This is a genomic window from Parapedobacter sp. SGR-10, from assembly GCF_011030405.1.
Taxonomy (GTDB): domain Bacteria; phylum Bacteroidota; class Bacteroidia; order Sphingobacteriales; family Sphingobacteriaceae; genus Sphingobacterium.
Genome location: NZ_JAAJTJ010000001.1, coordinates 84,394 through 104,841, shown reverse-complemented (window position 1 = coordinate 104,841; position 20,448 = coordinate 84,394). Strand labels below are relative to the sequence as shown.

Here is a 20,448-nt window from a genome sequence, read left to right as displayed (position 1 = left end):
ATCTGTTATTTTTATGATGGATTCTTTCTGTACCTTTGGTGAAGGTTAATTACGATAAGAACCAGAAAGTTTTGAGAACTCTTTGTACATATATTCTATTGCTCGCTTTGACACTGCAATCATTTTATCGCAGTATCATGGCCGTAGAATATCAGATACACCTGCCCGACTACATTGCAATGTGTATCAACAAGGACAAACCTCAGCTCCATTGTGATGGTCAGTGTGTGCTGATGAAGAAAATCAGGGAAAAAGAGAAAGAGGAGACGAAAAAGAATCTTTTGGTATATGAATACAGTGCGCTTTATGTGCATAAGGAGCGTCCTGTATTGACCCTATACCGGCCCAATGAAGAACCCCTCGACAAACCTTTTTCGCCTTATCTGATTGATTACAGATTTAACTACAATACCCCCATATTCCGCCCTCCGATCAGTTAGTCCATACCGATTGGATGTAGCTTAGTTTCGGCTTGACAGATTTTTAATGGAATTTTCGTCTATCGCTTTGGTGGTGATACGAGATCGAAATTGATCATGCTTGCTACATTCATTTCAAATAAGTTTTCACGAAATATTGGATTAATAATTCATCTCAGATGAAAAAACTACTATTTTTTCTCACTGCATTATGCTTTGCGGTGGTGTCTTGTACCAAAGAAAAAACGGATTACGAAGGGGAAATAGATACGGTAGTTACCGAGTACCATGAGTTTAAAGAGGCTTATACCATACATAGCGATGGTTATGAAGTCAATATTGAAGCCTTGAACGGAACGTTCTATAAGGGCTACAATGAAATCCGTCTAAAGATTACGAATGGCCAGACCAACGAAGAGATAAGTGCTTCGGCGGTGACCTTTTTACCTGTCATGACCAGTGCCGACGGCGGTCAGTCCTCTTGCCCTCATCGATACGACTTAGTGCATGGAACGGATGACAGTTATTATTGGGGATATGCGGTGTTTACGGATGAAAGCAGTTCGGGGCGAAGCTGGGAGCTTTACATCAGCTTCACCATTGCAGGGCAAACCCATACGGCAAAGCAGGATATTTCTATTAAAGAGCAGGTCAATAAAAACCTAAATATGACGGCATTTGTCGGAAAGGACGATGAGCAGTACTTCATCGCTTTGGTGGCACCGCAAAAACCCAAAGTTGGCGAGCATGAACTGATTGCCGGAATTTACAGATACAACAAGCCGACCGACCCGCCATCCGGAGATTTTCCCGATGCCTCGCAGTTTTCGTACACCGAGGTGAGCGGTTATACCTTACAGTTAGACCCACGGATGCCCGAACCTTCCATGGGCAACCATTCCTCCGAAAACAATAAAGATCTGACACAGCAAAACGATGGTTTGTACCACGGGGTCGTGAATTACACCATGACGGGAAACTGGACGTTGAACTTTATCCTATTGAACCAACAGGGGCAGATACTGAAAGGTACTATAGTGCCCACGGACTTTACACCCGGTGTGGAGGGCGTGAAAAGTGAATTACATATCGATATTTTGTTCTAAGATGATAAAAAAGATAAGCATTTCCTTTTTGGTCCTTTCTTTGGGAATGAATGTACAAGCCCAACATAGACATGTGCACAGCGACAGCACCAAACGGCTGGACGAGGTGACCGTGACAGCTATTGCCAAGCGCAAGATCGAGACAGACATGAAAATGGCGGTTTCGGTGGATGAGTTTTTGGCATCGTCCGACAATATCAGTTTTATCAAGCGGGGTGCATATGCTTGGGAGCCTTTGCTCAACAACATGAGTACGGAACGCTCTACGCTCACGATAGACGGAATGCACGTATTTGGTGCCTGTACCGACAAAATGGACCCAATCACCTCGTATGTCGAAAGCAATAACCTGGCGACCATAGACATTACTTCCGGTCAGGAAGGTAGCCTACATGGTGCGACCGTGGCCGGAAGTATAGACCTCAGGAGGAAAAGTACTCCATTCGGTATGGAAAAGAAATGGGGTGGGGCGTACCAGACCGGATTTGAATTTAACAACAGGCAGTATTTCAACCTCGGCAACGTTTCTTATTCCGACGATAGGTTTGTGGCAGACGGTAGTATTTCATTCCGTAAGGCGGGCAATTATTATGACGGAAAAGACAGGGAGATCGACCATTCACAGTACAACAAATTTAACACTTCCCTAGGATTGGCCTACAAGACCAGTCCGCTCTCCTCCGTGCGTATAGATGCGATCTATGATAAAGCCAAAGATGTAGGCTTTCCGGCACTCCCCATGGATCTGTGGCTCTCGCGTGCGATCATTACATCGGCATCCTACAAACAGCTGTTTGAAGATGGGTTGCTGCGGGTCTGGGATAGCAAGATTTATTTCAACGCTGTTGAACACTATATGGATGACACCACACGTCCTGAAAATCTTGTCCATATGGATATGCCGGGTTGGAGTACTACCTACGGGCTAGTGTCCAAGGTCCATCTGAAGAAGGACGATTATTCGTCCGAAATCCAGCTGAACGCTTACGACAACCTCTCCATCGCGGAGATGACGATGTATCCGCAAGACCGGAGCAAGAAAACGATGTTTGCCTATAGCTGGCCCTGGGTCACGACCCGCTTTGCAGGGCTTTCGATGAATAATGCATGGGATATTTCGGAAAGGAGCCGATTGAATTTCGGCGGATCTTTGGGCTGGAATTACAACCATTCCAAATATGTGGAGTTCAACTGGATCTTCCATCCCGGCACACCACAGGAAAAAAATAGGGTGTTGCCCGGCTTGCATACCAGTTATCAACTGCATATAAATCAATTTGATTTTTCTGTCGGAACAGGTTACGGGCATAGAGCACCATCGGTTTCGGAGGGGTATGGATATTATATCTACAACAGTTTTGACCGCTACGACTACATCGGAAATCCTGATCTGAAAAACGAGATTTCCTATGAGGCCAATGCAAGTGCAGGGTTCAAAAATAAGCGAATGGGTATAGAAGCTAAAGCAAACTATTTCCATATACAGCATTATATCGTTGGTCAGATTTTGAGTTTGGGCAGCCCGATGAACTATCAATCGGTCGGGGTGAAGGGATACACTTCCTTGGATCACGCTAAGCTTTTCAATCTGGCACTGAATGCCAATTACGATATACTGCAACACCTGCATTGGAAGGGAACGCTTACCTATGCCCGGGCAACGGACGACAAAAACGGGAACTTACCTTTCATCCGTCCGTTGAGCTACCAGACATCACTTTATTTTATGCACAGGCAGTTTGGTGTTCGTACTGCTGTAAACGGTGACCTCGCACAGCGGAATTACAGTCCTGAATATGGCGAGGATCAGACACCGGCCTATACGGTGTGGAATATCTCCGCGGATTATACATTCAGCTTTAAAAACTATAAAATGGTTTTGCAGACTGGGGCAGAAAACCTGTTCAACGAGCATTACAGTACCTATGCAGATTGGGGCAATATCCCAAGGATGGGGCGCAATATTTTCACTTCGTTAAAATTCAGCTTCTAGAAAGATGAAAAAACCTGTTAGTGTGTTATTGATGGTATTATCCTTGCTGATCGGCTTTCAGCAGGCAATTATCGTGATGCACTTCAAACTCAATCAGGAGATCATCGAACAGAAATTTTGTGTTAACAAAGACAGGCCAGAACTGCATTGTGACGGTACGTGCTTCTTGAAAAAACAGTTGCAGAAATCCGGAAGTTCGGATTCGGCCCCTGCCGCTATGTATCCTAAAGTAGATATGTTGCCCATTTCATTCCACAGGTTTGAGGCGAGAAATATAACGGTTGACATAAGTAGTATTATGCCGCGTTATCAGGAGATTTGCTATAGGGAGCCCTGTCGCGAAATCTTCGTGCCGCCACCGATTGTCTGATTTACTATCAAAGTTTTATTCAAATAGGTCACTAAATCAGAAAACACAATCAAATAATAAATCCATGAAAACATTAACAAAATATTTCTTTCTATTGGCAATGGTATCGGTATTGGCATCCTGTGAAAAGGACGAGAACCCTGTTGCCAACAATATCACATTGCATTTCAACAATACTTTCAAAAATACAACTATCGTACTCGGGGATGCTGCCTCGACTACGGCCACGGTGAACACGTCTGTCGAGGGGCAGGTACACCGCTTTTCAGAATTGAAGTATGTGATCAGTAACATCCGCCTCGTCAAAGCGGACGGAGGTGAGTTTCCGTATCATATCAATGATCTGGACAAAGGAGCGACCGTCGTAAACCATGCAAAACCGCAGACCTTGGACTATGTGCTCAGCAATATTCCCGTAGGAGAATACAGGCAGATCAAATTCGGTCTGGGTGTGAAGTGGGAACTCAACACGTTGGATGAGGTCAAATTCCCTAAATTCTATGCCGAGGCCGGAGCTAATGATACCGAAATGATGTGGCAATGGGCAACCGGTTATCGTTTTACCAAAATCGAAGGTTTTTATGATGTGGATAACAAGTCTATGTCTATTCATACCGGGAGTACCGTGGATGGAACTGAGGGTGATCCAGATACCTATACACAAGGTGTAGACGCCTATCGGGATATCGCCTTGGTCCTTCCTAATAATGCGGTTGTCGGCAAAAATACGCCTAAGATCACGATCAATGCCGATTTTGATAAACTCCTGAGTGGAAAAAGTAACACAATGGTTTTGGTTGGAGGCAATGCGACAACCCCGAGTTATCATAGTAGCATGGAAAATATGGTAAAATTTGTGGATAATATCGGTGGAAACGGGACAAGTGATATCTCGGGCATGTTTTCTATCGGTAGTGTAGAGAATTAATAAATAGTAACATCCAATTGTCATCCCGAAGCTTGCCGAGGGATCTGTCGTATGAAAGGTTACATTGCAGATCTTCCAATGTTCGGACAGGCTCTCCAAAGTCGGGATGACAAAAAAGAAAACTATATCGTCATTCCGAGAGCTTGCCCCGAAAGCATTCGGGGAGGTACGAGGAGGAATCTGAGGACACAAGATAACTTTCTTTCCAGCCATAGATTTCTCTTCGTCGTACCTCCTCATCGAAATGACGGCGCAAGGAACTTGTATTATATATGAAAAAGGTACTCATCATATTATCCATCTTCTTGCTGTTGCTATCCTGCAACAGAGAGGATGATATTGAGCAGATGCCATATGACAATCCCGAAATTCCATTGCATATACCCATGGGCTTTCCGTCCTTAAACACTGCGGTAAACGAAAATAAACCCACAAAATACGGTGTGGAACTGGGCGAAAGGCTTTTCCACGAAAAGAAATTCAGCACCAATAATATGATTTCCTGTGCCAGTTGCCACAATCGGGGCAATGCTTTTGCGGACAATGAGGTGCAGGCTGTGGGGGTTTATGGCCGGGTCGGGCTTCGGAATACGCCACCTATTCAGAATCTGGCGTTTATGAAATTTTATAATTGGGACGGCAGTAAGCTACGTTTGGAAAATCAGCCATTGGTGCCGATCATCACGCACGAAGAGATGAATTCTTCTATTGTGGAAGTTATCGGAAAAATCAGTGATGGCCATGAATATAAGGAGTTGTTCAGAAAAGCATTTGGTGATGAAAATATTACGCCAGACCGTATTTATCGGAGTATTGCGCAGTATGAATATACGCTGGTCTCGGCCAACAGCAAGTACGATAAGGTCAAACGAAATGAAGGTGAAGTATTTACGGAAAGTGAAGCACGGGGCTATCAAACGTTTACAATAAAATGTGCGAGCTGTCACGGTACAGAACTGTTTACCGACCAAAGTTTTCGCAATGTAGGCTTTCCTGTCAACCCGAGTACAGAAGAGGCAGGGCGTGCCAGGGTGACAGGAGTTCCTGCGGACTACATGAGTTTTAGGGTACCTTCTTTGCGGAATGCCGAATACACGGCGCCCTATGGCAGCTTTGGCCAGTTTCCGACATTGAGAGCTGTTTTGGATTATTTTGACACTGGCGTTTTGGAGGCGGATAACCTTGACCCCATTTTGAAAGATAATGGCAATAGGATACCAATGACCGAACAGGAAAAAGAAGATATTATTTCTTTTATCAAGACATTGAGTGACAGAGAATTTGTAGGGAAATAAGGAGAGAATTTTTTTTGATATTAAGAATAAACGAAGGTTTAATTTAATCGATGATTTGTATTTTTTCTCTCCCGCTACCTGTCCGTCCTCATGGCCGGACAGGCCTAGTCCTTTTGTGAGGCAAAAGGACCAAAACCTTTTGCCCATTCCAAGGCATCTTTTCACACAATTCCGACGCTCAATAGCCCTGCAACTGCTACCCTTGGTTTTGTCTCCCTAGGGCCATTGCCCACCAATCCATCAACAAAACTGGACAGAGCTAGGGGCAACCCACCACAAAGCCTCCCGTTGCAGGGCTATTCTTACCGCTGCTGGTGAAATGGACGGGCGCAGTCCACAACGGTTAGCTTTACCTGCACATCAGTACGTTATTTGCTGGGTGAGGTAGAAAGCAATACCTATCATCGACCTTGTGCGGCATGGAGAGCAAGCCCGTGGAGCGACGGTCTTGATGACGGACAGCTGGCACAATGCAAGCCTTTTCAGTCTTTGGGCGGGAATTGTGCGTTGGAGACCTCAAAAGGTGCTTCCGTAGTGGAGCGTGGCGGCTTGAACAGGGTGCACAGAGTCTTGACTTTTTTGCTTCGTTTTTGTGTCAAGACAAAAATGAAGGGCCCGTCCGGCCCAAGGACAAGAACTGTATGATTTATACCTTCGTTTCCTCTCTACACGAAAGTGAACATGTCTAATAAATCAGTTTTTTCTGGGATACCGACTTAAAGTAAATTCAACTGTTCTTTCCCGGCTTCGGAAATCATATTGAAATTCCATTCGGGTTCCCATACAAGTTGGATGGAAGGTGTCCTGTCGGGAAAGGTTTGCCGTAGTACATTCAACACACCCTGTTCAATGGCATCACCCATCGGACAATGCGGCGTAGATAAGGTCATTCGGACAATAATTTGGCCTTCTGTGGAAAAATCAACGCCATACACCAATCCGAGATCGACAATATTGACGTTGAGCTCAGGATCGATGACCTGCATCAGTGCCACCTGTGCTTTGAGTTCCTCCTGTGCATACGGGTTATTCAGCTTTATTTCCATAATCTATAGTGGTTTTATGAAACCTGTATGAGCTGCCACTCTAAAAAGTATATGAATAATCAGATCACGCAAGCTTCATCGCCTTTTAAAAACGATTTATTCTGATGAAAAACGATCCGAAACACATTATAGCCATATACCAAAGCTATGACAATCCATAGTATCGCTGCGGTCTGTATCGTCAGACGGTGATCCACTACGATGCCCAGACATGTCAATACTATAGTACCAATATAAGCATAGTACTGGTACTGGATAAGGTTTTCGTTATAGAGATGCTTTGGCATGGGGATCTTGGCCGTTCCGTTCAGATTTTTGTATCGTTTGTTCCATACGATGAATGGCAAGGTCTTGAACGTTTTGCCGAGGATAATGCCTGTGATCCATCCGAGGAATATCAATGTGCCGTACAGCGCTGTCCATTTGGTTTGATGGTTTGAAAGCATGATCGGGATCACACCAAAAGCAAGTCCTTGTGCGACCAGGGAAATGAGTGTGTGCCGCATCAATGTATCGGCTTTCTTGCGTGCACGATGGCGGTAGGCATCGATAATATAGAGTAGCCAACATAGGGTTCCCAGAAAGACCAACAGTGCATAGAAGTACATCCGTACATGCATAGGATTGAAATAACCATCGGCCAAAAAGGCGATAAGTCCCAGGTTTTGCAGGATCAAGGCGGTATGCAATAGCCAGTTTCTTTTTGATTTTCCCAACAGGAACATGGGGATGAGTTTGGCACCCACGCCACATATCAACTGCAAAAACCAACCGGCAATACCTGCATGGGCATGCAATTTTAAGATGTCCAAATGATTTCGGGGAATGAAATTATAGCTGAGGTTGATGGTCAGCAACAATCCGACCGTTGTCGTAAAACAGAGCCAAAAAGCTGAGATGAGCAGAAAGTTTTGATGTATCTGCGACCGATTGGTATCATTGGCAGTTTTGTAGATATTGAAGGCGTAGAGGTAACTGCTCAGCACCACGGCCGAGCCGGAAACAATCATGGCCCATCCTGTATCAAATATCCAAAAGCAGACAATCAGCCCGATGCTCCCTGCCGTCAATAAAAGGTAGGATAGGAAAGCTAGCCGCGTACTGAATAGCTCCTGTTCGCAGATGACAGGCAGCAATTGATAAGCTGCACCAAAGATGATCATCGTGCCCCAGCCCAATGCGGCCGTATGTACGATAGCTAAAATATGTGGATTGAAATAGTGACCGGTAAGCTCACGGGCCGAAAAACAGAGCAAAAGACTGAGCAATAAAAAGAAGACGGCCGCCGTCGCATAAAATGGAATGACAGCGAGTTCTTTTGGGGCCTTGTTCACAAATATGTCTGCCATGGTCTTTTCTTAGTTTTAGGATCGATAGATCAACAACCGTACGTCACCTTCAGCAACTTCACATATATGGATTTTGTAATCATATTCTTCCATTTCTTCCAGCAGGTGAAGCGGAACGCGCTTGTGGTTGACAAAGAGTACCTGTCCTGTACCGATGCCGGGTAGGGTCTCCAAGATGGTCTCCATAGGCTGTGGCATGGGCAGTTCGCGCACATCGAGACGGATGATATCTTTGTCTGCATATTTATCCAATATAGCTTCAAAATCTGACAGTCCCAACGTAGATATACTAGAGGATGAGTGGGAGGGTACTGCAACAGTTTCTTTGAGAAAATAGGTGCGATATTCCTGCTCGCCGATGGCCTCGACAAATGTCTGGGCTCCCTTGCCTTCCAATAGCTTGATCAGCGGATAGGGAATGAACGTATTGACGATACACAATATGTGTCCCTGGGCCAATTGATGATAGCTTTGATTGATCTCCTTCAATGGATCGTGGCCATCGGCAATGGTTTGGCGGACATCGAGCGTCGTGCAAGGGATATCGTCCGATAGCCAGGCCGGTTTCGTAAGGATCTCGGCCTGGTTTTGATCTTCTCTGATGTTCATTTCGAATCCTAAGGGTTCCAGCACGCGTTTGAAATCGGCTACCGTACATTCACCGATAGATGCCGCTTCCGCAATGGTGACCCGGGAGGCCATGATACGGCGCAACAAAGGATTTTTCAGCTTTTGCAAGGGTTTGGCAAGCGATGCGATGGCGTCAATGCTTTTTTCATTGGCCTTGATCAGTGCCGAAATCTTGGTATGTGGATCTATAGGTATCATGATATCGACGCTTTTTTAGTTTTGATGAAGCGCAATGGCCTTTGGAAAGAGCACATTGTTTTCCAAATGGATATGTTGGAACAGGTCGTTTTCGAACTCCTTTATCTTTTCAAACAGGTAGGTGTACGAATTGCAGGCATTTGGCGGCAATTTGTAGTCCTGGGTCAAGATACGGAACTGGCGCAGTTCTTCGCCTGCACTTTCGTGCTCTTCCTCCATGGCCGAAATGGTACTTTTCACCTCCGGTGTATCGGCCTTTTCGCCTGAAGCCAGTTTTTTGACGATGGGAAAAAGTCTTTCTTCTTCGGTTTTCAAGTGAGCATACAGATCGGCCATAAAAGCATGCATGCCTTCGGCGAGGTGGAACAGCTCATGGTGCTCGGAGCCGTGGCGCATAGCGACCTTGTCGGCCAATTGCTCGATGATCGGGCCTTGTTCACGTACATACTTATGATGTACATTGTAGATATAGTCCGCCAGAAAGCCAAGATCCCAACTGTCAAAATCGTGGGCGGCATTGCTTTGGATATTTTCGGCTTGGGACAAATGGTTTTTCAGCTCGACTTCGCTTATACCTACGGATTCGGCAGCTTGTTTAAGGGATTTTTTGCCGCCACAACAAAAGTCTATACCCAGTTTTTTGAATACTTCGGCTTTGCGGATATCTTTGGCGGCAATGGAACCGACAGTCTCCGCATTTTCATCGGCAGGTTTAGCGATGCGTACGCGCCAACATTGCGGGCCATTTTCCAGGTATTCCCAGGTAAATATATTGCCACGTTCGCCCAAAAGCTGATAGTAAAGCGGCTTGGGGTCATGGTCGTTCAATATCTCGAATTCTTCGCCCTGGACGAGTGCATCGAAATGTTCAAAAATGGTAGGGTGTTTCAACCGTGGTTCGATTTTCGTGACATCTAATTGAGCTGTTTTTATCATGGCTTTTGTATTTTAATGTAGTGTATAAATTATGTAATTTCCCGACTTTCCTCGTGCGGTATATACAAATTTACAGGCTATGCAAAGTGTGTTTTATGCGCGCGCGCATAATGCGGGTAAAAGCTGTCAGAATGATGTCAGTTTTGTTCATTTGCCACGGAGGCTTAAGCCTGTGACAAGTGAAAGGACTATAAGTCCTTCTTCTTAAAATAACGGTTGGACAGCCATAGCGGCACCGCAAACCAAAGCAACATGACACCTAATGTCACGAACATGCCACCTCCAGTTCCGAAGAAATCACGGAAAATAGCACCGGTATATCCCATCATGGCAGAGAGGTCTATCTCCAACAATACCAATATGCGGCTAATGTCTATGGGGTTGAGCATAGATATGGCTACCATAATGTTTTCGATAGGATAATCGGCAAACTGAAAGAGCAGGAACAGCAGTATGGCATCGAAGATCAGCGCAAAATAAAGCCATAGGATAATGGCCAGTCCTATACCTTTGGATTTGTCCCGTATATACACGGCTGTCCACATGGCTAGGGAAACGAATATCACGGAGAGCAATAACCCGGCTACGATCAACATGAGACCTGAGGCACTGTAGGCAAAGATCAATGTGGGTACCCCTATACCGACAAAGAAAGCAAATGCCATCATCACACCCAAACCGACAGCTATGCTCAGCCAGATACTTTGCCTTTTGAGCGGTTGACTGACCAGCAGGCCGATGAACTCCGAGCTGTTGTACAGATATATCGTCGAGAAGACAATACTGACCAACGGCACGACAAAGAGAACAATATTGAGCATACTGGCTATACCTTTGTCGATGTTGTCCTCCATCAGGAATACCCCCAGGGACAAGGCAAGGAGAACCAATGTGTAGAGCAATACCGTGCGGTTGCGCAGCAGATCCGTAATGACGTATTTGATGATCTTTTTACTCATATATCGTTTCTTTTGAAAGTTCTTGTTTGAGAGACATGATGTGGGCAATGGCTTTGGACAGTTTGTTTGTGCCTGTGTCGACCTTTAGCTCGACAAGAGATTTGTGAAACATGACCCTTCCATCCTGCATGTATATGATCTGCGAGACGAGATCATCGAGGTCACTGAGTACATGGGAAGTGATCATGATAAGTTTGTTTTTGTGCTTCTCGTCTATGATTTTATCTTTCAATATCTCGGTCGCCACGGGATCCAATCCGGCCGTCGGTTCATCGAGGATCAGGACTTTGGGACTGAACATAAATGCAAGGCAGGCACTCACTTTTTGGCGGGTACCACCGGATAGCGTACGCATACGCTTGTCCAGCATCTTGTCGAGCTCAAACTTTTCATACAGCTCGGTATCCAGAAGATTTTCCGGTATTTTGCGGATATCCTTCATCATATCCAAGACTTGGCCTATACTCATGTTTTCGGGGTATTCGCCTATCTGTGGCATGTAGCCTATGTCATTGCGGTATGCCCACTCGCGGCTGATATTTTTTCCTTCAAAATGTATAGTTCCCGAACTGGGGATGACCATACCAAGGATGGATTTGATCAATGTTGTCTTGCCACTGCCATTTGGCCCTATCAGAGATATACATTGCCCTCCTTCCAGAGATAAATCGATTTCCCGGAGTACCTGTAGTTTGCCAAAATGCTTCGATAGTTGTTTTATTTCAATCATATTATAGCAGATTTCATGAGCGGTTTGTCGTCCTTCAGATGTTCGGGTGTCAATGAAGGAATCAACTTTTCGCTACGATCAAACAAGGTAACCATAAAACTGCGGAAGAGCAACATCATAGAGGGGTATCGTTCGACCAATATGGAGAAAAGGCTGACCGGATGGTGAGGCACATCGCCGATACCGTCCTTGTCGAGATCATAGCCTTCGTATTTGTCCCAGTAGTTTTCTTCAAAGCGGTTGGTCATTCTGCCGCCGTTTGTCGCGATGTCAAATGTATTTTGGATAAAGCTGTTTCTGCTCAGTGTATTGTTCATGCAGCTGGAAAATATCTTGATGGCCCAACCGTTGTTTTCGAACCTGTTGTCGAGCATCTGTATCCGGTTGCTGCCTTCCATGTAGATGGCGGTGGTGTTCTTGGCAAAGACATTGTGCTGTATGTGGCTATCCCTGATGTCTTTGAGCAGTAGGCCATAGGCTGAATCGCCCCAGTTCTCGTTGAAGACATTGTGCTCCATCCGCACGCGGTCGGTGTACATCACGGCCACACCGGCGCCATTGGACGTGAAGGTATTGTACAGGTAGCTGTTGTCGTGCGAAAACATGAAGTGGAGACCGTAGCGCAGGTTGTTTTGGGAGAGATTGCTGTCCACCTCGGTGTGGGTCACAAACTCCAGGTAGATACCGTCACGGTGCCCCATGATTTCGTTGCCGACAATGGTTATGCTGTCGCTCTTCCAGGCATGGATACCGTTGCCGACGAAGTGCTCGGCTTTTCCATATGCCCGAAGGCGGTTGTTTTCGATATGGCAGTTCCTGGACTCTTGTGCATATATGCCGAAAAAATTGTCGTCCAGAATGTTGTCTGTAATGGTAACGTTGTTCGTATTGTAGATTTTGATGCCAGCAATGTCATTCATCGAAGAATGCCCGGAGTTCTGGATGGTAAATCCCTTTACCGTGACACCTTCAACCCGTATGGAGATGGGTTCGTATTCTTTTTTTCCATCAATGACAGGATGGTCAATACCGATCAGGGTGAGTCTTTTGTCGATGTTGATATTGCCTTCTTGATAAAGGCCGCTATGAACCAGGATGGTATCTCCGGCATTGGCTTTTGCAATGGCGGAGTGGATGGATTTGAAAGCGTGTGTCTTGCCTACATGAATGGTAGCGGCATGAGACATGCCGACTACCATCGATAAACACACATTTAGATTCAATATGAAAAATAGAAAATGATTCATAGCGTGACTTTGTTAGTTCCATAGGTCGTTCCAGGATAGTGGTGTGCCTCCCAGCTCTTTCCTTGCTTTTTCCATAGCTTCCTTATCCGCAAAAGCGGCTATATCTCCGCGCATAGGACTTTTGAGTCCTTCGCTATGGAGGTAATAGAGGTCTTCTGCCGGGAGTAGCTCGTTGCTGACAAAGTCGGGCAGATAGAAAGCTGCTACATCCTCTTTTTTAACTTGGCTTTCTTTGACGAAGGCAATCATACACTGTACATCGTCAAAGTTGTACACCCGGCCTTTTTTGGTTTGCAGCTGTGTGCCGAAGCGGGGATCACTGACGGTCATCTTGCAGTAGACGCACTGGTCTTTACCGTATTTGATGGGCTTTGGGCCAGCAGTACTCGTGCAGGCTTGCAATCCCAGAAAAAGGGAAAAGACAACAAAACCGATTGTGCTAAAAAAAAGTGTGTTGTTTCTCATCTGTGTTGTTTTTTGCTTTAAGCTATAGGCAAGAGGCCTATGCTTATGACTATAGTTTTTTGATAATGACTATTTTTCTCTCGCAAGTTTACTCTGACTTGTCGGGATAACTTGTGAGTAGAGATAAGCTAAATTTTTAACTTAGCTGTAAGACCGATCTTTTCAACAAGTCGTAAACTTGTTTTATATCCCTTCACAAGTTACGCTTTGCTAAACTTGCGAAAGGTTTCGCTTCTTTGCACGTCTGAACTCATTCCATGTACAATAGGCCAAGATAACGCCGACAGCTATAAACATCCAGCCGCCTAAATCGGGAATCGAGAAAGCGCCAAAATTGAGCAACTGCTTAAAGCCGATGAGCGGAGGCTGATAGGCCATGCCGGGCACGATAATAGGTGCGTTAGGGTCGAGGTCGTGACCGTAATTGTACAGCCACCGGTAAAAATCAACCATAGCGACAATACCAAACAGTAAAAATGCACCAAACAGGACATAGACAAATTTCCTCTTTCTGCTTAGTGCTACACCCAAGAAAGCCAAGACAAAGAAGCCTATAATGTAAGGAAGAACTGTGAATTCGATGAAATCATCGGCATGAAGCGTCTTCATGCCGATGTAGTGATTGAGCCCATTGATGATATCCACTTGACCGGCTAGCTTATTGCTGTATATCTGTAGTTCCAGTCCTTCCGGATATTGGGCTGCATCCAGTTCGATGCGCCAAATGGGCAGAAAAATGACAGCCAATAGTGCTATACTACAGAGTATAAGCAAGAGGCGGTTGGTGGATGATATGGGGCTTGAATTTTTCACTTCTTATTTGTTTAATGTAAGCTGTAAGCATTAGGCTTTAAGCGTTATTTAGCCTATAGCTTAATCCCTACAGCCTAAATGCTGATTTATTCTGCCTTTTCGCCTGTGTAGCTTGAGATCGGCACGTTGCTTCCTTTAGGAGAGACCCTGACATATCCGGACATCTCCTGGTGCAGTGCTGAACAGAAGTCTGTACAGTAGAATGGGAATATACCTACACGATCGGGTACCCATTTCAATGTAGTGGTTTCGCCCGGCATCACAAGCAGTTCAGAATTGTTTGCTCCCTTGATAGCAAATCCATGTGGCATATCCCAGTCTTGTTCTATGTTGGTCACGTGGAAATAAACCTCATCGCCTAGCTGTATACCTTCGATCACGTCGGGCGTAATGTGCGAACGGATGGTGGTCATGTACACGCGTACAGTGTTGCCATTGCGCTCGACCTTTGCTTCGCTCTCACCATTGGTTTTGTGGGGGTGCTTGTTGGCATTGATGTCGTAAATTTGCAATGATTTGTCCATCAATAGATCGGCCGGCACAGCCTGCGCGTAATGCGGCTCACCAATAGTTGGAAAATCCAACAAAAGTTCCATTTTGTCTCCACTGATGTCAAATAACTGTGCACTGTGGCAAAGCTCTGGCCCGGTAGGTAAGAAGCGGTCTTTCGTGATCTTGTTGTATGCTACCAAATATTTGCCATACGGTTTTTTGGAATTTCCTCCGGCGACCATCAAGTGTCCTACAGAGTAATATGTAGGCTGTCTGTCGAGGATTTCCAGATCTTTGATACGCCATTTAACGACTTCGGAAGAGACAAAGAATGAGGTATAAGCATTTCCTTTGTCGTCAAACTCAGTGTGCAATGGGCCTAAGCCTGGCTTTTGGACTTCACCGTGCAGTGCGGATTCGTATTTGATGACCGGAACACCGTCGTAGCGTTCGCCTTCAAAATCTTTGTTTGCAATGGCTTTTTGGAATTTTTCGAAACTGAATACCGGGATAAGCGCGGCCAATTTTCCACTACCTACGATATATTCGCCTGTAGGACTGACATCGGTTCCGTGAGGGGATTTCGGACATGGGATCAGGTACACCAAATCGTCAAACTCTGTCACGTCCAGTACGGTAACCTCTGTTTTGATTTCGTGGGTGGCTGAATGCGTATGCTCATCCCATTTGTTGTGGGCATAGCGTACATTCGTTTGTTTTTTTCCTCTTCCCGCTTTGACATACTCTTCGGCTTTCTTCCAATTGATCGCCATGATAAAGTCCTTGTCGTTTTTGGAAGCATTGACTTCCAATAGTGTGTGGGCCTGCTCGGTGTTGTAGCAACTCATGAAAAGCCATCCGTTGGATACGCCTTTACCGGCGCTGGACAAATCAAAGTTTACGCCTGGAGTTTTCAATTGGAATGCGATGTCAAATTCACCGGTTTCTTTGTCTACACTCACAAAACTAACGTGCCCTTTGAAATTTTCTTTGTAAGAACTAATAGGTACATCGCTTTCGGGTCCATCTGGTGGTACACTGAAACGTGTAGCTGCAATAACGTACTCTGAATTTTCTGTGGTGAATGGTGAACAGTGGTTTCCTCCTGTGTTGGGGATCTCAATGATCTCATCTGTGCGGTAGGTCTTTAAATTGATTCGGGCCAGACGAGGGGTGTTATTGGAGTTGGCAAACATCCACTTGCCATCGGGCATTCCATCGGTAAAGGAAGCTTCGATATGGTGGAGGTCATCCCAAGGCACAAAGCCATGTGAGGTCTGCAACATAGGTTTGGTCTCTTCGCTGAATCCCCATCCTTTCTCTGGATCTACCGAGAAAACGGGAATCACACGAAACAAGCGCCCGCTAGGAAGTCCATAGACACTCATCTGTCCACTGAATCCTCCCGATACAAAATTATAGAACTCGTCGTACTGCCCTGGTGGAACGTATGTTCGTTCGGCAGCATTGCCTGCTACGGCACTACCTGCCCCTCTGGGCTTGCAGGCTTGGAAAGATGTGGCTGCAACAGCTACGGCCGTAACCCACATCAGGTGTCGTTTTAGATTCATATGATAATAGTTTAAGGGTTTTTTATTTTTAAAGGTATGAAGTGAAATGGGTTACAGAAATGATGTTCATTTCATAACTGTATAACTATCGTCACTATCTTTACTTTTTATTTCGAATCATTTCACACCATCATTTTGCCGCATGAATTCCAATATTTTACGTGCGTCATCATCCGAAAGATTTTGGTTCGGCATACGAACCAGACAGATCTCTAGCTGAGCTTGCAACTCAGGGTCCTTGTCGATCATTGGATCCGGATTGGTGATGAAGTTCATGATCCATTCCGGTTGGTGCTTGTTGCTCACACCTGCCCATCCTGGTCCGACGAGCTTTTCGTCTGTGTACTTGTGGCAACTTGCACATTTGAGATTGGCAATAGTTTTTCCTTCTTCGGCCATCTTAGCGTCCAATTTGTCCCCCAATTCGACCTTATCGTGCTTTCCTTCTCCTCTTTTGGGATCATAGTCGCTTGTTGTAGCCTTAGAAGACGAATTTCTGGAACTCGTGCTGCTGTTTTGGTTGCTGTTGTTCGAACAGGCATAAATGAATATGCCGATTGCGAAAAAAATAATTAACTTTTTCATCAGAATAATTTGTTTTTTTTAATGGTGATGAAGCTTACATGAATTGTTCACATCCTTTTGTCAAATGGCAATTCATGCAGGTTTCATCAGAATAATGTGTTTACTGTTTGTTCTCTCTTCTGTTTGTACTTATTACTGCAAATTTATTTTCAAGTGCTACACTTGTTTATGCGTTTAATCATAAAAACAATTATCTCTTTAATTTGTTCTCTTTATGTGTCTGTTTTTCAGTTTATTAGGTGTTTAATGATACTTGTCATATAGAATAGTGATGATAGTCAGTAGTAATAGGATGTAAAAAAGGATAATTTTGTCTTTATCTATTATGTATAATACCTTAACAGGAAGAATGTTATGATTCCCATAAATTTACTTTTAGAAAAAGGAGCTACCTATCGTAAGGTAGATTCTGGAGATGTTATTTTTAATGAGGGTTCTGCCGCTTCGTTTTACTATCAGCTGACCTCCGGTCGGGTGCGCTGGTGTAGTCTGACGGACGACGGTAGGGAGGTATTGCACAAGGTCGTCTATCCAGGAGAGAGCTTTGGCGAATTTCCGCTCTTTGATGGTGGTGTGTATGAAGCCAGTGCTATCGCAGACTCGCCTTGCACGATGTTGCGTTTGTCTATTCCTACATTTCATACGTTGCTGAGACAGTACCCCGAAATACATTTCAAGTTTACCGAATCTTTGGTCAAGGACCTTCGCTTCAAATTTATGCTGACCAATCTGCTGTCCAATAATAATCCAGAAGAGATCATAAAAAGCTTGATTCAGTATTTCAACCAGCAGGGTAAGTTGATATGTCAGGATTGTAACCGATTGATGATGACACGTCAGCAGTTGGCCAACATGACAGGGCTACGTGTGGAAACCATTATCCGTACCATTAAACAAATGGAAAAAGAAGATAAACTGAGTATTATAAAAGGAAAGGTCTTTGTTCCTGCCGATGGGATACATACGGATTGATTTGGATCGTGTTTGAAAAACCGCATAATTACTTAGACACCCTCGTACTCCTACCTGGTTAAGAAAAAAAGATGTACTATTTGGGACAACATATCAAACTTTAATGAATAGTATTATAAACTACTTTACGGTAAAGCGATGGATGGTCTTAGGTGTTGTCAACCTATTGGTAGTGGCCAGTTTTGGAGTATTGATGCGGCTCAAAGTACTGCTGCCTTTGGCATTTGTCGACCAGAAGCATATCATGCATGCCCATTCGCATTTTGCTTTTTCGGGATGGATTTCCCATGCACTTATGTTATTGTTGGTCATGGTCGTCCATGATAAAAGTAGGAAAGAGAGATTGCCCGGAAAGTACCAGTTTTTGCTTTTTGGAAACCTTCTTGTTGCCTATGGCATGTTGGCGACATTTGCTTATCAAGGGTATGGCACATATTCGATTTGTTTTTCAACGTTGTGCATATTGCTCTCTTATGTATTTGCTTATATGGCGTGGCGTGATATACGTGTATCAGAACTGAACCTTACGGTGCAACGTTGGTTTCGATCAGCATTACTGTTTTTGGTGCTTTCGTCGGTAGGCACATTCTATCTGGCCTATCTGCAAAAAACCGGAAGTGTGGATACACGGCAACAATTGGCGGCAGTGTATTTTTTCCTCCACTTTCAGTACAATGGCTGGTTTTTCTTTATGTGTATGGGGCTGGCCAATCATTGGCTGGCGCGGCAGGGCATTGTTTTGCCTATCGGAAAGTTGGTGTGCCGTGTATTTTCCTGGGCGTGTATTCCGGCATATATGTTGTCTATCCTGTGGTATAATTTGCCGATGTGGCTATATGTGCTGCTGGTGGTAGTGGTCATTCTCCAATTGTTGGCTTGGGCAATGTGGATTTGGGCGATCTCTCGGCAATTGCCGAGAATAAGGTCTTTGTTATCTTCTTCCTTGGTCAAGGGTTTACTGTGTGCAGTAGCTCTTGCGGCAAGTATTAAATTTCTGTTACAGACTTTTTCTGTCATCCCTTCGTTGAGCGTGTTGGCGTATAGTTTTCGACCCATTGTCGTCGGGTATCTTCATCTTGTTTTGTTGGGTGTGATTACGTTGTTTTTGCTAGCTTTTGCTTTTCAAACAGGAATCTTTTCCAGAATACGTTTGGCCGGGTTTTCGGTTACAGCATTTGTCGTCGGGGTGATCTTGAATGAGCTTCTACTCATGATACAAGGTGTAGGCGGTATGGTAGGAGTCTACGTGCCTCATATTCCTATAGCGCTGGCTGTAGCGGCGGGAGTGATGCTTGTAGCGCTTGTTTTTTTGTGCGTTGCTGTGGCACGAAATAGTGGAGACGCTGCATGCAATGTCTCTACAAGAGAATGACAAAACTTATCTTATTTTTTCGTAACTTTAGAGGACAAGTTCAATATACGCCATCGCTATGTCAAACATCGATTTTATCCGTGAAGAAACCGCTGCCAATATCGGGAATTTTTTGGTTGGTCGCTTATTGCCTTTTCGACAGAAAAGGCATATCGGTCCTTTTGTGTTTATCGATCATATGGGGCCGGCTTGTCTAGCGGATCACGAGAATCTGGACGTAGGTCCGCATCCCCATATTGGTCTTTCCACATTAACTTATCTGTTTGAAGGATCTATTTTTCATCGGGATAGCATAGGGTCTGCCATGGAGATCAAGCCGGGTGCCGTCAATTGGATGACAGCGGGCCGGGGAGTCGTACACTCAGAACGTACGCCCGAATATCTACGCCAAAAAGATAAATTTCTGCATGGATTGCAGATTTGGGTCGCTTTGCCCAAGGAGTTGGAATTTATGGATCCCGAATTTCACCATACCGAAGCGGATGATATCCCTTCGTGGGAAGAGGACGGCGTGTCGTACAAGTTGATCGCAGGGGAGGCCTTTGGACGTAAATCGCCTGTGCCTGTGTACAGCAGGTTGTACATGATCGAAATCAAATCTTCCCAAGAAGCTTTTATCGATATCCGTGGGGAATTATACGGAGAAAGCGGCTTGTATATATTGGAGGGAGAGATAGAAAGCAACGGCTATACATATGGACCAAAGCAAATCCTGATTACCAGAGATGCTCACTTATGTTCATTTACGATGAACGTCGGAACAACGGTTTATATTTTTGGAGGAGAGCCTTTCCCGGAAGAAAGGTTTATTTATTGGAATTTTGTTGCTACAAGCAAAGATACTATTGCAGAAGCAAAACAGAAATGGATTGACAGAGAATTTCCTTCAGTGCCGGGAGACAGGGGCTATGTTCCGTTGCCGGGGTATTGATATTAGTTAATGGTTCTGGGTTGTTGGTTTGTATATATCCA

The 20,448-nt window shown here is 44.8% G+C and carries 20 protein-coding genes; 9 read left to right on the top strand and 11 right to left on the bottom strand.

Annotated elements, in window-relative coordinates:
* Positions 1-137 precede the first annotated feature (137 nt).
* From G5B00_RS00495 to G5B00_RS00470, 6 genes are all read left to right on the top strand, one after another.
* On the top strand, positions 138-440 hold the full coding sequence (locus tag G5B00_RS00495; protein ID WP_205966232.1) for a hypothetical protein: 303 nt from the start codon (positions 138-140) through the stop codon (positions 438-440).
* 158 nt (positions 441-598) lie between these two features.
* Entirely contained in the window at positions 599-1,525 is a 927-nt protein-coding gene (locus G5B00_RS00490) for a hypothetical protein (protein ID WP_163871284.1), read from the top strand.
* Between the two features lies 1 nt (position 1,526).
* On the top strand, positions 1,527-3,518 hold the full coding sequence (locus G5B00_RS00485; RefSeq protein ID WP_163871283.1) for a TonB-dependent receptor plug domain-containing protein: 1,992 nt from the start codon (positions 1,527-1,529) through the stop codon (positions 3,516-3,518).
* Between the two features lie 4 nt (positions 3,519-3,522).
* Positions 3,523-3,888: a hypothetical protein gene (locus G5B00_RS00480; protein WP_163871282.1), complete on the top strand. Its 366-nt coding sequence runs from the start codon at positions 3,523-3,525 to the stop codon at positions 3,886-3,888.
* Positions 3,889-3,952: 64 nt separating this feature from the next.
* Positions 3,953-4,816, top strand: coding sequence for an MbnP family protein (locus tag G5B00_RS00475; RefSeq protein ID WP_163871281.1), 864 nt, complete (start codon positions 3,953-3,955; stop codon positions 4,814-4,816).
* Between the two features lie 272 nt (positions 4,817-5,088).
* A complete protein-coding gene (locus G5B00_RS00470; RefSeq protein WP_163871280.1) occupies positions 5,089-6,111 on the top strand; it encodes a cytochrome-c peroxidase in 1,023 nt (340 codons plus the stop codon).
* Between the two features lie 716 nt (positions 6,112-6,827).
* On the opposite strand, the gene G5B00_RS00465 is transcribed toward G5B00_RS00470, so the two are convergent.
* The 11 genes from G5B00_RS00465 to G5B00_RS00415 all read right to left on the bottom strand — a co-directional run bounded on the left by G5B00_RS00465 (position 6,828) and on the right by G5B00_RS00415 (position 17,132).
* Positions 6,828-7,157: a metal-sulfur cluster assembly factor gene (locus G5B00_RS00465; protein ID WP_163871279.1), complete on the bottom strand. Its 330-nt coding sequence runs from the start codon at positions 7,155-7,157 to the stop codon at positions 6,828-6,830.
* Between the two features lie 59 nt (positions 7,158-7,216).
* Positions 7,217-8,506, bottom strand: a complete 1,290-nt coding sequence (locus G5B00_RS00460; RefSeq protein WP_163871278.1) for a hypothetical protein — start codon at positions 8,504-8,506, stop codon at positions 7,217-7,219.
* A 15-nt stretch (positions 8,507-8,521) separates the two neighbouring features.
* A complete protein-coding gene (locus G5B00_RS00455; RefSeq protein WP_163871277.1) occupies positions 8,522-9,334 on the bottom strand; it encodes a DUF2249 domain-containing protein in 813 nt (270 codons plus the stop codon).
* A 15-nt stretch (positions 9,335-9,349) separates the two neighbouring features.
* Complete coding sequence (gene ric / locus G5B00_RS00450; protein WP_163871276.1) at positions 9,350-10,270, bottom strand: iron-sulfur cluster repair di-iron protein; 921 nt, start codon at positions 10,268-10,270, stop codon at positions 9,350-9,352.
* A gap of 188 nt (positions 10,271-10,458) precedes the next feature.
* Complete coding sequence (locus G5B00_RS00445) at positions 10,459-11,229, bottom strand: ABC transporter permease subunit (protein WP_163871275.1); 771 nt, start codon at positions 11,227-11,229, stop codon at positions 10,459-10,461.
* Positions 11,222-11,959 (bottom strand): ABC transporter ATP-binding protein, encoded by a 738-nt coding sequence (locus G5B00_RS00440; RefSeq protein WP_163871274.1) that lies wholly within the window; start codon positions 11,957-11,959, stop codon positions 11,222-11,224. The genes G5B00_RS00445 and G5B00_RS00440 overlap by 8 nt, the downstream gene beginning before the upstream one ends.
* Positions 11,956-13,206 carry a nitrous oxide reductase family maturation protein NosD gene (locus tag G5B00_RS00435; protein WP_163871273.1) on the bottom strand — a complete coding sequence of 417 codons (1,251 nt, stop codon included), beginning with the start codon at positions 13,204-13,206 and terminating at the stop codon, positions 11,956-11,958. The genes G5B00_RS00440 and G5B00_RS00435 overlap by 4 nt, the downstream gene beginning before the upstream one ends.
* Positions 13,207-13,218: 12 nt before the next feature.
* Positions 13,219-13,671 (bottom strand): nitrous oxide reductase accessory protein NosL, encoded by a 453-nt coding sequence (locus G5B00_RS00430; protein ID WP_163871272.1) that lies wholly within the window; start codon positions 13,669-13,671, stop codon positions 13,219-13,221.
* Between the two features lie 210 nt (positions 13,672-13,881).
* Positions 13,882-14,484: a hypothetical protein gene (locus G5B00_RS00425; RefSeq protein ID WP_163871271.1), complete on the bottom strand. Its 603-nt coding sequence runs from the start codon at positions 14,482-14,484 to the stop codon at positions 13,882-13,884.
* Positions 14,485-14,570: 86 nt separating this feature from the next.
* Positions 14,571-16,547, bottom strand: coding sequence for a Sec-dependent nitrous-oxide reductase (gene nosZ, locus G5B00_RS00420; RefSeq protein ID WP_163871270.1), 1,977 nt, complete (start codon positions 16,545-16,547; stop codon positions 14,571-14,573).
* 117 nt (positions 16,548-16,664) lie between these two features.
* Positions 16,665-17,132 (bottom strand): c-type cytochrome, encoded by a 468-nt coding sequence (locus G5B00_RS00415; protein ID WP_163871269.1) that lies wholly within the window; start codon positions 17,130-17,132, stop codon positions 16,665-16,667.
* 354 nt (positions 17,133-17,486) lie between these two features.
* On the opposite strand from G5B00_RS00415, the gene G5B00_RS00410 reads away from it, so the two are divergent.
* From G5B00_RS00410 to G5B00_RS00400, 3 genes are all read left to right on the top strand, one after another.
* Positions 17,487-18,104: a Crp/Fnr family transcriptional regulator gene (locus tag G5B00_RS00410; RefSeq protein ID WP_163871268.1), complete on the top strand. Its 618-nt coding sequence runs from the start codon at positions 17,487-17,489 to the stop codon at positions 18,102-18,104.
* A gap of 103 nt (positions 18,105-18,207) precedes the next feature.
* Complete coding sequence (locus G5B00_RS00405; RefSeq protein WP_163871267.1) at positions 18,208-19,476, top strand: hypothetical protein; 1,269 nt, start codon at positions 18,208-18,210, stop codon at positions 19,474-19,476.
* A 58-nt stretch (positions 19,477-19,534) separates the two neighbouring features.
* Complete coding sequence (locus tag G5B00_RS00400) at positions 19,535-20,407, top strand: pirin family protein (RefSeq protein WP_163871266.1); 873 nt, start codon at positions 19,535-19,537, stop codon at positions 20,405-20,407.
* Positions 20,408-20,448: the final 41 nt, after the last annotated feature.

What these genes read in the sequence shown, in the direction of transcription:
- G5B00_RS00495 (WP_205966232.1), top strand. Translation starts at nt 138, where the DNA reads ATGGCCGTAGAATATCAGATACACCTGCCCGACTACATTGCAATGTGT.
- G5B00_RS00490 (WP_163871284.1), top strand. Translation starts at nt 599, where the DNA reads ATGAAAAAACTACTATTTTTTCTCACTGCATTATGCTTTGCGGTGGTG.
- G5B00_RS00485 (WP_163871283.1), top strand. Translation starts at nt 1,527, where the DNA reads ATGATAAAAAAGATAAGCATTTCCTTTTTGGTCCTTTCTTTGGGAATG.
- G5B00_RS00480 (WP_163871282.1), top strand. Translation starts at nt 3,523, where the DNA reads ATGAAAAAACCTGTTAGTGTGTTATTGATGGTATTATCCTTGCTGATC.
- G5B00_RS00475 (WP_163871281.1), top strand. Translation starts at nt 3,953, where the DNA reads ATGAAAACATTAACAAAATATTTCTTTCTATTGGCAATGGTATCGGTA.
- G5B00_RS00470 (WP_163871280.1), top strand. Translation starts at nt 5,089, where the DNA reads ATGAAAAAGGTACTCATCATATTATCCATCTTCTTGCTGTTGCTATCC.
- G5B00_RS00465 (WP_163871279.1), bottom strand. Translation starts at nt 7,157, where the DNA reads ATGGAAATAAAGCTGAATAACCCGTATGCACAGGAGGAACTCAAAGCA.
- G5B00_RS00460 (WP_163871278.1), bottom strand. Translation starts at nt 8,506, where the DNA reads ATGGCAGACATATTTGTGAACAAGGCCCCAAAAGAACTCGCTGTCATT.
- G5B00_RS00455 (WP_163871277.1), bottom strand. Translation starts at nt 9,334, where the DNA reads ATGATACCTATAGATCCACATACCAAGATTTCGGCACTGATCAAGGCC.
- ric (WP_163871276.1), bottom strand. Translation starts at nt 10,270, where the DNA reads ATGATAAAAACAGCTCAATTAGATGTCACGAAAATCGAACCACGGTTG.
- G5B00_RS00445 (WP_163871275.1), bottom strand. Translation starts at nt 11,229, where the DNA reads ATGAGTAAAAAGATCATCAAATACGTCATTACGGATCTGCTGCGCAAC.
- G5B00_RS00440 (WP_163871274.1), bottom strand. Translation starts at nt 11,959, where the DNA reads ATGATTGAAATAAAACAACTATCGAAGCATTTTGGCAAACTACAGGTA.
- G5B00_RS00435 (WP_163871273.1), bottom strand. Translation starts at nt 13,206, where the DNA reads ATGAATCATTTTCTATTTTTCATATTGAATCTAAATGTGTGTTTATCG.
- G5B00_RS00430 (WP_163871272.1), bottom strand. Translation starts at nt 13,671, where the DNA reads ATGAGAAACAACACACTTTTTTTTAGCACAATCGGTTTTGTTGTCTTT.
- nosZ (WP_163871270.1), bottom strand. Translation starts at nt 16,547, where the DNA reads ATGAATCTAAAACGACACCTGATGTGGGTTACGGCCGTAGCTGTTGCA.
- G5B00_RS00415 (WP_163871269.1), bottom strand. Translation starts at nt 17,132, where the DNA reads ATGAAAAAGTTAATTATTTTTTTCGCAATCGGCATATTCATTTATGCC.
- G5B00_RS00410 (WP_163871268.1), top strand. Translation starts at nt 17,487, where the DNA reads ATGATTCCCATAAATTTACTTTTAGAAAAAGGAGCTACCTATCGTAAG.
- G5B00_RS00405 (WP_163871267.1), top strand. Translation starts at nt 18,208, where the DNA reads ATGAATAGTATTATAAACTACTTTACGGTAAAGCGATGGATGGTCTTA.
- G5B00_RS00400 (WP_163871266.1), top strand. Translation starts at nt 19,535, where the DNA reads ATGTCAAACATCGATTTTATCCGTGAAGAAACCGCTGCCAATATCGGG.